The 13,671-nt window shown below is 55.3% G+C and carries 16 protein-coding genes; 13 read left to right on the forward strand and 3 right to left on the reverse strand.

Annotation, left to right across the window (positions count from 1 at the left end; translation table 11 throughout):
• Positions 1 to 117: 117 nt before the first annotated feature.
• Entirely contained in the window at positions 118 to 1,371 is a 1,254-nt protein-coding gene (glyA, locus tag F8561_RS18455; RefSeq protein WP_020883014.1) for a serine hydroxymethyltransferase, read from the forward strand.
• Between the two features lie 54 nt (positions 1,372 to 1,425).
• On the opposite strand, the gene F8561_RS18460 is transcribed toward glyA, so the two are convergent.
• The gene (locus F8561_RS18460; RefSeq protein WP_014171191.1) at positions 1,426 to 1,848 is read right to left on the reverse strand and encodes a DoxX family protein; all 423 of its coding nucleotides are present in this window, start codon (positions 1,846 to 1,848) and stop codon (positions 1,426 to 1,428) included.
• A 173-nt stretch (positions 1,849 to 2,021) separates the two neighbouring features.
• Here F8561_RS18460 and F8561_RS18465 point away from each other — a divergent pair, with 173 nt between their 5' ends.
• Entirely contained in the window at positions 2,022 to 3,161 is a 1,140-nt protein-coding gene (locus tag F8561_RS18465) for a 3-phenylpropionate MFS transporter (protein WP_151887762.1), read from the forward strand.
• On the opposite strand, the gene csiE is transcribed toward F8561_RS18465, so the two are convergent.
• Complete coding sequence (gene csiE / locus F8561_RS18470) at positions 3,162 to 4,439, reverse strand: stationary phase inducible protein CsiE (protein ID WP_014171189.1); 1,278 nt, start codon at positions 4,437 to 4,439, stop codon at positions 3,162 to 3,164.
• 125 nt (positions 4,440 to 4,564) lie between these two features.
• On the opposite strand from csiE, the gene F8561_RS18475 reads away from it, so the two are divergent.
• Positions 4,565 to 5,203: a DUF1007 family protein gene (locus tag F8561_RS18475; RefSeq protein ID WP_047955965.1), complete on the forward strand. Its 639-nt coding sequence runs from the start codon at positions 4,565 to 4,567 to the stop codon at positions 5,201 to 5,203.
• Positions 5,194 to 6,174: a nickel/cobalt transporter gene (locus F8561_RS18480; protein WP_151887763.1), complete on the forward strand. Its 981-nt coding sequence runs from the start codon at positions 5,194 to 5,196 to the stop codon at positions 6,172 to 6,174. Before F8561_RS18475 ends, F8561_RS18480 begins: the two co-directional genes overlap by 10 nt.
• A gap of 52 nt (positions 6,175 to 6,226) precedes the next feature.
• Here the strand turns inward: F8561_RS18480 and suhB are convergent, their stop codons facing one another.
• Positions 6,227 to 7,030, reverse strand: coding sequence for an inositol-1-monophosphatase (suhB, locus tag F8561_RS18485; RefSeq protein ID WP_020883019.1), 804 nt, complete (start codon positions 7,028 to 7,030; stop codon positions 6,227 to 6,229).
• A 130-nt stretch (positions 7,031 to 7,160) separates the two neighbouring features.
• On the opposite strand from suhB, the gene trmJ reads away from it, so the two are divergent.
• The 9 genes from trmJ to iscX all read left to right on the forward strand — a co-directional run bounded on the left by trmJ (position 7,161) and on the right by iscX (position 13,623).
• Positions 7,161 to 7,889, forward strand: coding sequence for a tRNA (cytosine(32)/uridine(32)-2'-O)-methyltransferase TrmJ (trmJ, locus tag F8561_RS18490; protein ID WP_032669904.1), 729 nt, complete (start codon positions 7,161 to 7,163; stop codon positions 7,887 to 7,889).
• Positions 7,890 to 8,054: 165 nt separating this feature from the next.
• Positions 8,055 to 8,546, forward strand: coding sequence for a Fe-S cluster assembly transcriptional regulator IscR (gene iscR, locus F8561_RS18495; RefSeq protein WP_020883021.1), 492 nt, complete (start codon positions 8,055 to 8,057; stop codon positions 8,544 to 8,546).
• A gap of 119 nt (positions 8,547 to 8,665) precedes the next feature.
• On the forward strand, positions 8,666 to 9,880 hold the full coding sequence (gene iscS / locus F8561_RS18500; protein WP_151887764.1) for a cysteine desulfurase: 1,215 nt from the start codon (positions 8,666 to 8,668) through the stop codon (positions 9,878 to 9,880).
• Between the two features lie 23 nt (positions 9,881 to 9,903).
• Entirely contained in the window at positions 9,904 to 10,290 is a 387-nt protein-coding gene (gene iscU, locus F8561_RS18505) for a Fe-S cluster assembly scaffold IscU (protein WP_003860661.1), read from the forward strand.
• Between the two features lie 13 nt (positions 10,291 to 10,303).
• On the forward strand, positions 10,304 to 10,627 hold the full coding sequence (gene iscA / locus F8561_RS18510; protein ID WP_003860659.1) for an iron-sulfur cluster assembly protein IscA: 324 nt from the start codon (positions 10,304 to 10,306) through the stop codon (positions 10,625 to 10,627).
• A 76-nt stretch (positions 10,628 to 10,703) separates the two neighbouring features.
• On the forward strand, positions 10,704 to 11,219 hold the full coding sequence (hscB, locus tag F8561_RS18515; protein WP_151887765.1) for a co-chaperone HscB: 516 nt from the start codon (positions 10,704 to 10,706) through the stop codon (positions 11,217 to 11,219).
• 14 nt (positions 11,220 to 11,233) lie between these two features.
• On the forward strand, positions 11,234 to 13,084 hold the full coding sequence (gene hscA, locus F8561_RS18520) for a Fe-S protein assembly chaperone HscA (RefSeq protein WP_025203461.1): 1,851 nt from the start codon (positions 11,234 to 11,236) through the stop codon (positions 13,082 to 13,084).
• Between the two features lies 1 nt (position 13,085).
• A complete protein-coding gene (gene fdx / locus F8561_RS18525) occupies positions 13,086 to 13,421 on the forward strand; it encodes an ISC system 2Fe-2S type ferredoxin (RefSeq protein ID WP_014171179.1) in 336 nt (111 codons plus the stop codon).
• 1 nt (position 13,422) lies between these two features.
• On the forward strand, positions 13,423 to 13,623 hold the full coding sequence (gene iscX, locus F8561_RS18530) for a Fe-S cluster assembly protein IscX (protein ID WP_014171178.1): 201 nt from the start codon (positions 13,423 to 13,425) through the stop codon (positions 13,621 to 13,623).
• The last annotated feature ends 48 nt before the right edge of the window (positions 13,624 to 13,671 follow it).

The following is a 13,671-nucleotide window of genomic DNA, read 5'->3' on the forward strand; positions in this document are numbered from 1 at the left end:
AAAATCGTTTGTCAAGACCTGTTATCACAGAACTAATCAGTTATACTGTTGCCCGTCGTCCAACAGGACTGCCTTTTCAGGCCAAAATTTTATTGTTAGCTGAGTCAGGAGATGCGGATGTTAAAGCGTGAAATGAACATTGCCGATTATGATGCCGAACTGTGGCAGGCTATGGAGCAGGAAAAAGTACGTCAGGAAGAGCACATCGAACTGATCGCCTCCGAAAACTACACCAGCCCGCGCGTAATGCAGGCGCAGGGTTCTCAGCTGACCAACAAATACGCTGAAGGTTACCCGGGCAAACGCTACTACGGCGGTTGCGAGTACGTTGATATCGTTGAGCAACTGGCCATCGATCGCGCTAAAGAACTGTTTGGCGCCGACTACGCTAACGTACAGCCGCACTCTGGCTCTCAGGCTAACTTCGCGGTCTACACCGCGCTGCTGCAACCGGGCGATACCGTTCTGGGTATGAACCTGGCGCAAGGCGGCCACCTGACTCACGGCTCTCCGGTTAACTTCTCTGGCAAACTGTACAACATCATTCCTTACGGCATTGATGAGTCCGGTAAAATTGACTACGAAGACATGGCGAAGCAGGCGCAGACCCACAAACCGAAGATGATTATCGGCGGTTTCTCTGCTTACTCCGGTATCGTTGACTGGGCAAAAATGCGTGAAATCGCAGACAGCATCGGTGCTTACCTGTTCGTTGACATGGCGCACGTTGCCGGCCTGATTGCTGCAGGCGTTTATCCGAACCCGGTTCCGCATGCTCACGTTGTGACCACCACCACGCACAAAACCCTGGCGGGCCCACGCGGTGGCTTGATCCTGGCGAAAGGTGGCGACGAAGAGCTGTACAAAAAGCTGAACTCTGCCGTATTCCCAAGCGCGCAGGGCGGCCCACTGATGCACGTTATCGCGGCGAAAGCGGTGGCGCTGAAAGAAGCGATGGAGCCAGAGTTTAAAGTTTACCAGCAGCAGGTTGCTAAAAACGCCAAAGCGATGGTGGAAGTCTTCCTGAACCGCGGTTACAAAGTGGTTTCCGGTGGTACTGAGAACCACCTGTTCCTGCTGGACCTGGTTGATAAAAACCTGACCGGTAAAGAAGCTGACGCTGCCCTTGGCCGCGCCAACATCACCGTGAACAAAAACAGCGTGCCAAACGATCCGAAGAGCCCGTTCGTGACCTCCGGTATCCGTATCGGTTCTCCGGCTGTTACTCGCCGCGGCTTTAAAGAAGCGGAAGTGAAAGAGCTGGCAGGCTGGATGTGTGACGTTCTGGACAATATCAATGACGAAGCGGTTATCGAGCGCGTTAAAGGTAAAGTTCTGGAAATCTGCGCACGCTTCCCGGTATACGCATAATCTTTCTGTTTTGCAGAAATAAAAAAGGCCGCGATTGCGGCCTTTTTTTATGGGTTAACGCCGATCAAGGGAGAGGGCTCCCGGTCCCACTATCGCCAGTAAAATAAACGCTCCGGCAATACTGATATTCTTGTAGAAGTTAATCATATTCGGCATGACGGCATCACCGGTCATATCCCAGTAGTGGTGGCCGATAATCGCGGTACCCAGCGTGTAAAATACAAAGAGTACGGCAACAGGGCGGGTGAAAAAGCCCAGCACGATCAGAATGGCGGCAGGCACCTCCATTACCACCGCAATAATGGCCGCCAGCATGGGCATGGGTGTACCCAGTGACGTCATATATTGTACGGTCCCGCTAAACCCCGTCAGTTTTGGATAGCCGAAGATAATAAACAGTACGACAAGCGCGATACGACCTATTAACAGCAACAGGTGACGTGCCTGGCCGAAATCTAAATAGCGAAGTGAGTTCATGGCAGAAATACCTCTGCAAGTGGAGTAATTTAAACGTAATACACATTTTCATTCCCTGCCATAAGTCAGATGACTGCACAATATGTTAAATTTTCGTTAATTTATAGCAGGCTATCGACTTGCTTAATTTTTGTATTCTCGCCAGACTATGGCCTCCATTTCGGGAGGGATTCATGGTCTTGCATTCCACGCGCTGGCTGGCGCTCAGTTATTTCACCTATTTCTTTAGCTACGGTATTTTTCTGCCTTTCTGGAGCGTCTGGCTCAAGGGGATCGGCCTGACGCCCGAGACCATAGGTATCCTGCTTGGCGCTGGTCTGGTGGCACGTTTCCTGGGAAGCCTGCTGATCGCACCGCGCGTCAGCGATCCCTCCTTGCTGATTAAGGCGGTACGCATTCTGGCGCTGTTGACGCTGGTCTTTGTCGCCTGTTTCTGGCTGAGCCACCAGTTTGCATGGCTGATGGTGATGATGGTCGGTTTTAACCTCTTTTTCTCGCCGCTGGTTCCGCTGACGGATGCCCTGGCAAACACCTGGCAAAAACAGCTAACGATGGATTATGGCCGCGTGCGGCTGTGGGGCTCAATTGCCTTTGTCATCGGCTCTGCACTGGTGGGTAAAATGGTTAGCCTTTACGATTACCGTGCGATCCTTGCGCTGCTGAGTATCGGCATTGCCTCCATGCTGCTGGGGATGCTGTTGCGTCCATCGGTAATGCCGCAAGGTGAGGGCCGTCATCATGAAAGCGCCGGCTGGCCGGCCTGGCGAAGCCTGGTGGCACAAAGCTGGCGTTTCCTGGCCTGCGTCTGTCTGCTGCAGGGCGCGCACGCGGCGTACTATGGTTTCAGCGCCATCTACTGGCAGGGGGCAGGGTACTCCGCATCTGCAGTGGGTTACCTGTGGTCGCTCGGTGTGGTCGCTGAGGTGATTATCTTCGCGCTGAGCAAAAAGCTGTTCCGGCGCTTCGGCGCGCGCGATCTGCTCCTGCTTTCTGCTGTCTGTGGCGTCGTACGGTGGGGCATTATGGGCTGGACGACGGAGCTGCCGTGGCTGATCGTGGCGCAAATTCTGCACTGCGGTACCTTCACGGTATGTCACCTGGCGGCCATGCGCTATATCGCCGCGCGTGAAGGCGGGGATGTCATTCGGTTGCAGTCGGTTTATTCGGCGGTGGCGATGGGCGGCAGCATTGCGGTGATGACGGTCTTTGCGGGCTTCCTTTACCAGCATCTGGGACACGGGGTCTTCTGGGTCATGGCGCTTGTCGCCCTACCGGCGATGTTCGTTCGCCCTAAAGTCGCCGCGCGCGCGTAGCTACGATTCCAGCATGGCGCGAATATGTTCTTGCTGCTGCGTGTTCAGCGTCTCAACGGCGTGGATCAGCGGTGGTGAGAACAGGGGCAGGGCGGTCGGATAAGGGGTGATGACCAGCGCCGCTTCGCGCGGTGCCCCCTCTTTCTGATAGGCCTGCAGCGTCTGATATCGAATGTTGAGCGGCAGCAACGTCAATTCGCGCAGTTGCTGCTCTATCACGTCCTCACAGGATTTATCCTCTCCCGTCAATAACACCACCTGCTTCTCATGCAGATCGGTCTCCTGCATCAGCCAGGCGCCGAAAATGACCGCCACCAGGCTCATCTCTTCATCAGAAAAACGCAGCCCGAATTCCGCTTCCAGCTCAAACAACGCCTCTTTGGTGGTGCGTAACAGGCGGGGGTAGAGACGATGGATCTCTTCCGGCAGGCTATTGTCGATGCCTATCTCAAACAGCGAACGGTCCAGCGCCTGGGCCAGATGAATATAAAGCTGATCGGTCAGCCCCTGTTCATCGCTGAAGTTCATCCCGGTTTGCGCCCGAAAACGGGCGACCATGCGCACAATTGCCCGGCGCAGACGCTGATCCTGCTGATGCTTATCAAGCACAGGGTCAGGAGTGCGCAGCATCATAAACAGCAGCGCGAGAAAAAGTTGTTCATCGCTGTGGGTCCCTTGTGGCACACGGCGTTTCCAGTGACGAACAATCTCCTGAGCGGTGAAATATTCCCCTCTTGATTGCGTCCAGTTACGCTGCACCGATGAAAACTGCGGGGTATTCCCCAGATGATGCTGCATCAGGCAATACTGCAGATAGAGCTGCAAAAACTGTACGTCCCGGCAATCAAACGGGCGCTGAAGCTTGCGCGAGCAGAAGCTGATCAACGCCCGCAGGTTGGTATCGTCATAGAGAGGCCGGGCAATGCCCTGCTGTTTAAGCGCGGTTTTCAGCGCGGGGGTAAACTGATGCGAAACGAATTGCGGACACAGCCGCATAGCCCTGCGCAGCCAGTGCAACAGGCATAAACGTTGATTCAGGGCTGAGCCTTCAATCCGGTAGCTGCCGTCATGGTACGTGACGATGTCGAGCCGGTGATAGCGCTGGATTTCATCGCGCGTCTCGGCTATATCTTGCCGTGCCATAGCGTCGTCCACGCCATTGGCAGCGATAATGCTCTGTGCGGTAACGGCAGCATCGGGCAGGTAAAGCATTAAAAGCACCTGGCAGCGGCGCTGCGAACTGGAAAGCACAGATGGAATTTCAAGCGTCGTCATCATCTGTCGGGTATCCAGTGGGAATGTTTGATAAGAATAGCTAAAGGATGGGCGCTGAAAAGCGCGCCGGCAGGCCTTTCACTCAGGATTGCTGGCGAACATCACAGAATTTATGACGTGAGGAATTGATGCAAACAGTTAAACAAAGCGCAATGGCGTTATTTTTGACGGTGATCCCCTTTGCTGTCGTCGCGCATCCTCACAGTTTTATCAGCCTGAAAACCGAGCTGGTAACGGACGGAACGCAGCTCAGTGGCCTGAAAATGCGCTGGACGATGGATGAAATCACCTCGGCTGACCTGCTGTACGATGCCGGGAATGCAAAACCCGGGGATGAAATCTGGAAAAAGCTGGCGGCGGAAGTGATGGCCAACGTGCTTGGTCAGCACTATTTCACCGAGTTCTGGCATAACGGACAAAAGGTGAAATTTATGAATCGGCCGACGGAATATGGCATGACCCGCGACGGACATCAGGCGGTACTGACGTTTGTCCTGCCGCTGGCGCATCCGCAACCGCTGGCTGGGCAGACCTATACGTTTTCCACCTTTGATCCCACTTACTATGTCGATATGCATTACGCAGAGGGGAGTGATGTGACGCTACCGGCAGCCCTGCAAAAAACCTGCAAGATGGCAATGCACACGCCAAAACCGAGCGAAGAGACGCTCAATTTTGCGGTCTCTCTCGATAAAGAAGATGCACCACCCGAAGACATGGAGCTGGGTAAACAGTTCGCACAGCAGGTGACGTTGCAATGTCAGTGATCGCGTCTCCGGCACGAAAATCACGCCGCTGGCTTCATCTCTGGCCGCTGGCGCTCTTTTTGCTGCTGGCCGTGTGCGGCGCGTTGTGGCTATGGCACGCCTGGCCGCAGGTGATGATGAAAAGCATTGTCTGGCAGCGTGAGGTCAACCAGCAGATGAGTAGCTTACTGAAGGCGGTGGCGGAGAACCCGACGAAGGCAGGCGGTTCTCTTCTGGCCTTCAGCTTTCTCTACGGTGTCCTGCATGCGCTGGGGCCGGGACACGGCAAAATCGTGATCGCGACCTGGCTTGCGACCCATCCGTCCAGGCTCAAATCAAGCATTGGGTTGACCCTCGCATCTTCGCTGCTTCAGGGCGGCGTGGCGATTGCGCTGGTGGTGGTCGTCCTGTCGTTATTACGCCTTCCTGCTCGTCAGCTGCATATCAGCAGTTTCTGGCTGGAGAAGGGGAGTTATGCGCTGGTCGGTGTGCTGGGTCTGCTCTTGTGCTGGCGGGCACTGAAAAAACTGAGGGCTTTGCTGCACAAACCCCAGTTCAGAGCTTTTACGCCGCACCATGAACACACTGCAAACTGCGGCTGTGGACATCAGCATCTGCCGACGCAGGCGCAGCTGCAGAACGGTGATGACTGGCGAGCGCGGCTGATGGTTGTGCTCTCAATGGGCATGCGTCCGTGTTCAGGGGCAATCATGGTGCTGCTGTTCAGTAAGGTGATGGGGGTATTTGGCTGGGGAATGCTCTCGGCATTGGCCATGGCGGCCGGGACGTCACTCACGATTTCGTCACTGGCACTGCTGGTGCACAGTTTCCGTCAACTGGCGGTCAAACTCAGCGGCAATAAAACGCCGGTGCTGTGGCGGCAGGTCGGATGGACAACGCTCGCGCTGGCGGGCGGGATGATTCTGCTGGTGGCTGCGGTAACGATGTGGATGAGCGCGGTGCCGGTGGGAAGGGGATTAAGGCCGTTTTAGTCAGGTGCAGCATGGTGCCCTCTCCCGCCGGGAGAGGGCACCGCAGGCTGGATTAACGCTTCAGCGCGTCGCTCAGCTCATCACGCATGTTTGCCAGCATGGCTTTAACAACACGTGGGTTACCTGCAACGATGTTGCCGGTCGTCAGATGGTTGTGGCCGCCGGTGAAATCGCAAACAATGGCGCCTGATTCACGCGCGATCAGCTCGCCCGCTGCAAAATCCCACGGCTTCAGTGACAGCTCAAAGTAACCGTCAACGCGACCGGTAGCCACATAGGCCAGGTCCAGCGCGGCAGAACCGGTGCGACGGAAGTCCGCGCATTCGGTGAACAGTTTGCCCAGGATATTCATGTAAGTGGTTGCGTGCTGCTTCGCCTTGAACGGGAAGCCGGTCGCCAGAATGGTACCGTCGAGGTCGCGTGCATTGCTGCAGCGCAGACGGTAGCCGTTCAGCTGCGCGCCCTGACCGCGGGTCGCGGTGAACAGTTCGTTACGCATTGGATCGTAAACCACGGCGACTTCAGTACGGCCTTTAATGCGTACTGCGATAGACACGGAGAAGTGTGGCAGACGTTTGACGAAGTTGGTGGTGCCATCCAGTGGATCGATAACCCATTGAACATCCTGATCGGTACCTTCAAGTTCACCGCTTTCTTCGGTGATGATGGTGTGCTGCGGGTAAGATTTGCGGATGGTATCGATAATAATCGCTTCAGCGGCTTTATCGACGTTGGTTACGAAATCATTGCTGCCTTTCTGGCTGGTTTCAACAGAATCTGGCGTTTCGTAGTGTTTGGCAATTACATTACCCGCCTTGCGCGCTGCGCGCACGGCGATGGTCAGCATCGGATGCATCGGTCTCTCTCACTGGATGTTAAAGAACGGGAAAATCGGCGCAGAGTATAGCAGCGAGATCGGAATATGTCTCTCGTTTATGATAATATGGCCGAATATTCTTCAGACACAGAATCCAGACATTAAAACTATGCTGCAAAACATTCGAATCGTGCTGGTCGAAACATCGCACACTGGCAATATGGGCTCCGTAGCCCGCGCTATGAAAACCATGGGCTTAACGAACCTGTGGCTGGTTAACCCACTGGTGAAACCCGACTCACAGGCTATCGCTCTGGCTGCGGGCGCCAGCGATGTCATTGGTAACGCGCAGATCGTGGATACTCTGGACGAAGCCCTGGCAGGGTGCAGTCTGGTGGTTGGGACCAGCGCCCGCTCCCGTACACTGCCGTGGCCGATGCTGGATCCGCGTGAATGCGGTCTGAAAAGCGTCTCTGAAGCCGAACAGGCTCCTGTAGCGCTGGTGTTTGGCCGTGAACGCGTGGGCCTGACCAACGATGAACTGCAGAAATGCCATTACCACGTGGCCATTGCTGCTAACCCGGAATACAGCTCCCTGAACCTGGCAATGGCCGTTCAGGTGATTGCCTATGAAGTGCGTATGGCGTGGCTGGCGACGCAGGAAAAAGCAACGGCAGAGCCGCAGGAAGAGGCCGTCTACCCGCTGGTGGACGATCTGGAGCGCTTCTATGGTCACCTGGAGCAGACCCTGCTCTCTACCGGTTTCATCCGTGAAGGTCACCCGGGGCAGGTAATGAACAAGCTGCGCCGCCTGTTTACCCGTGCACGTCCGGAAAGCCAGGAACTGAACATTCTGCGCGGGATTCTGGCGTCGATTGAGCAAAAGAATAAAGAGTAGTGCCCATCCTGGTGATACGGCACGGAAGGTTAAATACCTGACTAAAACAGTCAAGTAAATAGTTGACCATTTTAGTCAGGAATGTCAGACTTGGCCCTGCTATGCAATACCCCCATTTTACTATAAAAAACCCCGGGCAGGGGCGAGTTTGAGGTTAAGTAAGACATGAGACTGACATCTAAAGGGCGTTATGCCGTGACCGCGATGCTGGACGTTGCGCTCAACTCCGAAGCGGGCCCGGTTCCGTTGGCTGATATTTCTGAACGACAAGGGATCTCCCTCTCCTATCTGGAACAGCTGTTCTCCAGACTGCGTAAAAATGGACTGGTTTCCAGCGTTCGTGGCCCAGGCGGCGGTTATCTGCTGGGTAAAGACGCGGGCAGTATTGCAGTTGGCGAAGTGATCAGTGCCGTTGACGAATCCGTTGATGCGACCCGTTGCCAGGGTAAAGGAGGCTGCCAGGGCGGCGATAAGTGCCTGACCCACGCGCTGTGGCGCGACCTGAGCGATCGTCTGACCGGCTTCCTGAACAACATCACCTTAGGTGAGCTGGTAAATAACCAGGAAGTTCTGGATGTCTCTGGCCGTCAGCACAGCCAGGACTCCCAACGCAGCACCCGCGGGCAGGACGCGATCGACGTCAAATTACGCGCGTAATAAAAAGATAAGTATTTCAGAATCAGGCCGGAGCGTTCGCTCGCTCCGTGTACTCGGTCGTACATCCAGCCGGTTGCCTGATTCCTTGCATTGAAGCGATGTACGGAGTTTATAGAGCAATGAAATTACCGATTTATCTCGACTACTCCGCAACCACGCCGGTGGACCCGCGTGTTGCCGAGAAAATGATGCAGTGTCTGACCCTGGACGGAAACTTTGGTAACCCAGCTTCCCGTTCACACCGTTTTGGCTGGCATGCTGAAGAGGCGGTAGATATCGCCCGTAATCAGATTGCTGACCTGGTGGGTGCCGACCCGCGTGAGATTGTATTCACCTCCGGTGCGACCGAATCCGATAACCTGGCGATCAAAGGTGCGGCCAACTTTTATCAGAAAAAAGGCAAGCACATCATCACCAGCAAAACCGAACACAAAGCCGTGCTGGACACCTGCCGTCAGCTCGAGCGTGAAGGTTTCGACGTGACTTACCTGGCACCACAGAGCAACGGTATCATCGACCTGATAGAGCTCGAAGCGGCCATGCGTGATGACACCATTCTGGTCTCCATCATGCACGTAAACAACGAAATCGGCGTTGTGCAAGATATCGCGACCATCGGCGAAATGTGCCGTGCGCGCGGCATCATCTACCATGTGGACGCCACCCAGAGCGTGGGCAAACTGCCTATCGATCTGAGCCAGCTGAAAGTGGACCTGATGTCCTTCTCCGGCCACAAAATCTATGGCCCGAAAGGTATTGGTGCACTGTACGTTCGTCGTAAACCGCGTATCCGCATCGAAGCACAGATGCACGGTGGCGGTCACGAGCGTGGTATGCGTTCCGGTACGCTGCCTGTTCACCAGATCGTGGGTATGGGCGAAGCTTACCGTATTGCGAAAGAAGAGATGGAAACCGAGATGGCGCGCCTGCGCACGCTGCGTAACCGTCTGTGGGATGGCGTGAAAGATATGGAAGAAGTGTATCTGAACGGCGATCTCGAACAGGGCGCACCAAACATTCTCAACGTCAGCTTCAACTATGTTGAAGGTGAATCGCTGATTATGGCGCTGAAAGACCTGGCGGTTTCTTCCGGTTCTGCCTGTACGTCTGCAAGCCTGGAGCCATCCTATGTGCTGCGCGCACTGGGCATGACTGACGAGCTGGCACACAGCTCTATCCGTTTCTCTTTAGGTCGTTTCACTACCGAAGAAGAGATTGACTACACCATCAAGCTGGTTCGCAACTCCATCGGTCGTCTGCGTGACCTTTCTCCACTGTGGGAAATGTTCAAGCAGGGCGTGGATCTGAACAGCATTGAATGGTCACATCACTAATCGGTACATAAGGAGAATTCAACATGGCATACAGCGAAAAAGTTATTGATCATTACGAGAACCCGCGCAACGTTGGCTCTTTTGACAACAGCGACGAAAGCGTAGGTAGCGGTATGGTCGGTGCGCCAGCGTGTGGCGACGTGATGAAGCTGCAGATTAAAGTCAACAATGAAGGTATCATTGAAGACGCGCGCTTCAAGACCTACGGCTGCGGTTCTGCTATCGCCTCCAGCTCCCTGGTCACCGAATGGGTGAAGGGCAAGTCTCTGGACGAAGCACAGGCAATCAAGAACACGGATATTGCTGAAGAACTCGAACTGCCACCCGTGAAAATTCACTGTTCTATCCTGGCAGAAGACGCGATCAAAGCCGCCATTGCGGATTACAAAAGCAAACGTGAAGCAAAATAATTGAGGTTTGAGTATGTCGATTACCCTTAGCGACAGCGCTGCCGCGCGAGTAAGCTCTTTTCTGGCGAACCGTGGTAAAGGCTTTGGCCTGCGACTGGGCGTACGTACCTCCGGCTGTTCTGGTATGGCTTACGTACTGGAGTTTGTTGACGAACCGGCGTCTGATGACACCGTGTTTGAAGACAAGGGCGTGAAGGTGGTGGTCGATGGCAAAAGCCTGCAATTCCTCAATGGCACTCAGCTGGACTTTGTAAAAGAAGGCCTGAACGAAGGGTTCAAATTCACGAACCCGAACGTCAAAGACGAGTGTGGTTGCGGCGAAAGCTTCCACGTTTAACCGCGCGTCATCCGAAACCCCACCGCAGGACTCCTGTGCGTGGGGTTTGTTCTAACAGGCTACCCCTGAGATTGTTATGGATTACTTCACTCTCTTCGGACTACCCGCTCAATACCCGGTTGATCTGCAGGCGCTGACGATCCGCTTCCAGGATCTGCAGCGTCAGTATCATCCGGATAAATTCGCCAGTGGTACTCAGTCAGAGCAATTGGCTGCGGTATCGCAATCTGCGACCATCAATCAGGCCTGGCAGACGCTGCGCCATCCACTGTCTCGCGCTGAGTATCTGCTCTCGCTTCATGGCTTTGATCTGGCGAGTGAACAGCACACCGTACGTGATACGGCGTTTTTGATGGAACAGCTGGAACTGCGTGAAGAGCTGGATGAGATTGAACAGGCCAAAGATGAAGCGCGTCTGGAAAGCTTCATCAAGCGCGTAAAAGGCATGTTCGATACCCGCCATCAACTGATGGTGGAGCAACTGAACAACGAGACCTGGGATGTGGCGGCAGACACTGTGCGCAAACTCCGTTTTCTCGATAAACTGCGAAGCAGTGCTGAACAACTCGAAGAAAAGCTGCTCGATTTTTAATTTCGGAAGCAATTATGGCCTTATTACAAATTAGTGAGCCTGGCTTAAGTGCCGCACCGCACCAGCGTCGTCTGGCGGTAGGTATTGATCTGGGCACCACCAATTCTCTCGTGGCGACCGTGCGAAGCGGCCAGGCGGAAACGCTGGCTGACGAGCAGGGCCGTCATCTGCTGCCTTCCGTGGTCCACTACCAACAGCAGGGCCACGCGGTTGGCTACGACGCACGCGCGAACGCCGCGCGCGATCCGGCGAACACCATCAGTTCCGTAAAACGCATGATGGGCCGCTCCCTCGCCGATATTCAGACCCGTTATCCGCATTTGCCGTATCAGCTGCAGGCCAGTGAAAACGGCCTGCCAATGATTGCCACGACAGCGGGGCTGCTGAACCCGATCCGCGTTTCTGCTGATATCCTCAAAGCGCTGGCGGCGCGTGCTACGGCAACGCTCGGCGGCGATCTCGATGGCGTGGTCATTACCGTTCCGGCCTACTTTGATGATGCACAGCGTCAGGGCACCAAAGACGCGGCGCGTCTGGCGGGACTGCACGTTCTGCGCCTGCTGAACGAACCGACGGCGGCCGCCATTGCCTACGGCCTGGACTCCGGTCAGGAAGGGGTGATTGCGGTTTATGATCTGGGTGGCGGGACCTTTGATATCTCTATCCTGCGCTTAAGCCGTGGGGTGTTTGAAGTGCTGGCTACCGGCGGTGATTCTGCGCTGGGTGGCGATGACTTCGACCATCTGCTCGCTGATTTCATTCGCGAGCAGGCGGGTATCCCCGATCGCAGCGATGCACGCGTGCAGCGTGAACTGCTGGACGTGGCCATCGACGCGAAAATCGCGCTGAGCGATGCGCAGTCTGTCACCGTCAACGTGGCGGGCTGGCAGGGGGAAATCACCCGGGAACAGTTTAACGACCTGATCGCGCCTTTGGTGAAACGCACCCTGCTGGCCTGCCGTCGCGCACTGAAAGATGCGGGCGTTGAGGCTGACGAGGTGCTGGAAGTGGTCATGGTTGGCGGCTCCACGCGCGTACCGCTGGTGCGTGAACGGGTGGGTGAATTCTTTGGCCGCACGCCGCTGACGTCCATCGACCCGGATAAAGTGGTTGCCGTGGGCGCGGCTATCCAGGCGGATATTCTGGTCGGCAACAAGCCGGACAGCGAGATGTTGCTGCTGGATGTTATTCCGCTCTCCCTGGGTTTAGAAACCATGGGGGGACTGGTGGAGAAAGTCATTCCGCGTAACACCACCATTCCGGTGGCGCGTGCACAGGAATTCACCACCTTCAAAGACGGCCAGACCGCGATGTCCATCCATGTGATGCAGGGCGAGCGCGAGCTGGTGCAGGACTGTCGTTCACTGGCGCGCTTTGCGCTGCGCGGTATTCCTGCGCTGCCTGCGGGCGGTGCGCATATTCGCGTTACCTTCCAGGTGGATGCGGACGGCCTGCTGAGCGTCACGGCGATGGAGAAATCCACCGGCGTTGAGTCGTCTATCCAGGTGAAGCCGTCCTACGGCCTGACCGATGGTGAGATCGCCTCCATGATTCAGGATTCAATGAGCTACGCCGAACAGGATGTGAAGGCGCGTATGCTGGCAGAACAGAAAGTTGAAGCCGCACGCGTGCTGGAAAGTCTGAACGGTGCGCTCGCTGCCGACGCCGCGCTGTTAAGCGCCGCTGAGCGTCAGGTGATTGACGAGGCTGCCGCGCGCTTAAGCGCAGTGGCCGAAGGCAATGATGCTGATGCAATAGAAGAAGCCATTAAAAACGTTGATAAACAAACCCAGGACTTTGCTGCTCGCCGCATGGACAAATCTGTCCGCGTCGCGCTGAAAGGCCAGTCCGTGGACGAGGTTTAATATGCCAAAGATTGTTATTTTGCCTCATGCGGACCTCTGTCCGGATGGTGCTGTTCTGGAAGCGAAGACCGGTGAGACCATTCTCGATGTTGCCCTGCGTAACGGTATCGAAGTGGAACACGCCTGTGAAAAATCCTGTGCCTGCACAACCTGCCACTGCATCGTGCGTGAAGGTTTTGACTCTCTGGCCGAGAGCACCGAAGATGAAGACGACATGCTGGATAAAGCATGGGGTCTGGAGCCAGACAGCCGTTTGAGCTGCCAGGCTCTGGTGACCGATGAAGATCTGGTCGTGGAATTCCCACGCTACACCATCAACCACGCACGCGAGCACTGATATGGGACTGAAGTGGACTGACAGCCGTGAAATCGGCGAAGCGCTCTACGACGCTAACCCGGATCTCGATCCTAAAACCGTACGCTTCACCGATATGCATCAGTGGATCTGCGATTTAGACGATTTTGACGACGATCCAAACGCATCCAATGAAAAAATTCTGGAGGCGATTCTGTTAGTCTGGTTAGATGAAGCAGAATAAATCACCTTACGGGCTGCCTTCAGGCGGCCCGTTTGCTAATAAGGATAA

Origin of the sequence: Enterobacter sp. 198, from assembly GCF_009025585.1 — a bacterium.
In the GTDB taxonomy this organism is placed as follows: Bacteria; Pseudomonadota; Gammaproteobacteria; order Enterobacterales; family Enterobacteriaceae; genus Enterobacter; species Enterobacter ludwigii.

What these genes read in the sequence shown, in the direction of transcription:
- suhB (WP_020883019.1), bottom strand. Translation starts at nt 7,030, where the DNA reads ATGCATCCGATGCTGACCATCGCCGTGCGCGCAGCGCGCAAGGCGGGT.
- F8561_RS18480 (WP_151887763.1), top strand. Translation starts at nt 5,194, where the DNA reads ATGTCAGTGATCGCGTCTCCGGCACGAAAATCACGCCGCTGGCTTCAT.
- iscS (WP_151887764.1), top strand. Translation starts at nt 8,666, where the DNA reads ATGAAATTACCGATTTATCTCGACTACTCCGCAACCACGCCGGTGGAC.
- glyA (WP_020883014.1), top strand. Translation starts at nt 118, where the DNA reads ATGTTAAAGCGTGAAATGAACATTGCCGATTATGATGCCGAACTGTGG.
- hscA (WP_025203461.1), top strand. Translation starts at nt 11,234, where the DNA reads ATGGCCTTATTACAAATTAGTGAGCCTGGCTTAAGTGCCGCACCGCAC.
- F8561_RS18460 (WP_014171191.1), bottom strand. Translation starts at nt 1,848, where the DNA reads ATGAACTCACTTCGCTATTTAGATTTCGGCCAGGCACGTCACCTGTTG.
- iscR (WP_020883021.1), top strand. Translation starts at nt 8,055, where the DNA reads ATGAGACTGACATCTAAAGGGCGTTATGCCGTGACCGCGATGCTGGAC.
- fdx (WP_014171179.1), top strand. Translation starts at nt 13,086, where the DNA reads ATGCCAAAGATTGTTATTTTGCCTCATGCGGACCTCTGTCCGGATGGT.
- trmJ (WP_032669904.1), top strand. Translation starts at nt 7,161, where the DNA reads ATGCTGCAAAACATTCGAATCGTGCTGGTCGAAACATCGCACACTGGC.
- iscA (WP_003860659.1), top strand. Translation starts at nt 10,304, where the DNA reads ATGTCGATTACCCTTAGCGACAGCGCTGCCGCGCGAGTAAGCTCTTTT.
- hscB (WP_151887765.1), top strand. Translation starts at nt 10,704, where the DNA reads ATGGATTACTTCACTCTCTTCGGACTACCCGCTCAATACCCGGTTGAT.
- F8561_RS18465 (WP_151887762.1), top strand. Translation starts at nt 2,022, where the DNA reads ATGGTCTTGCATTCCACGCGCTGGCTGGCGCTCAGTTATTTCACCTAT.
- iscU (WP_003860661.1), top strand. Translation starts at nt 9,904, where the DNA reads ATGGCATACAGCGAAAAAGTTATTGATCATTACGAGAACCCGCGCAAC.
- csiE (WP_014171189.1), bottom strand. Translation starts at nt 4,439, where the DNA reads ATGATGACGACGCTTGAAATTCCATCTGTGCTTTCCAGTTCGCAGCGC.
- iscX (WP_014171178.1), top strand. Translation starts at nt 13,423, where the DNA reads ATGGGACTGAAGTGGACTGACAGCCGTGAAATCGGCGAAGCGCTCTAC.
- F8561_RS18475 (WP_047955965.1), top strand. Translation starts at nt 4,565, where the DNA reads ATGCAAACAGTTAAACAAAGCGCAATGGCGTTATTTTTGACGGTGATC.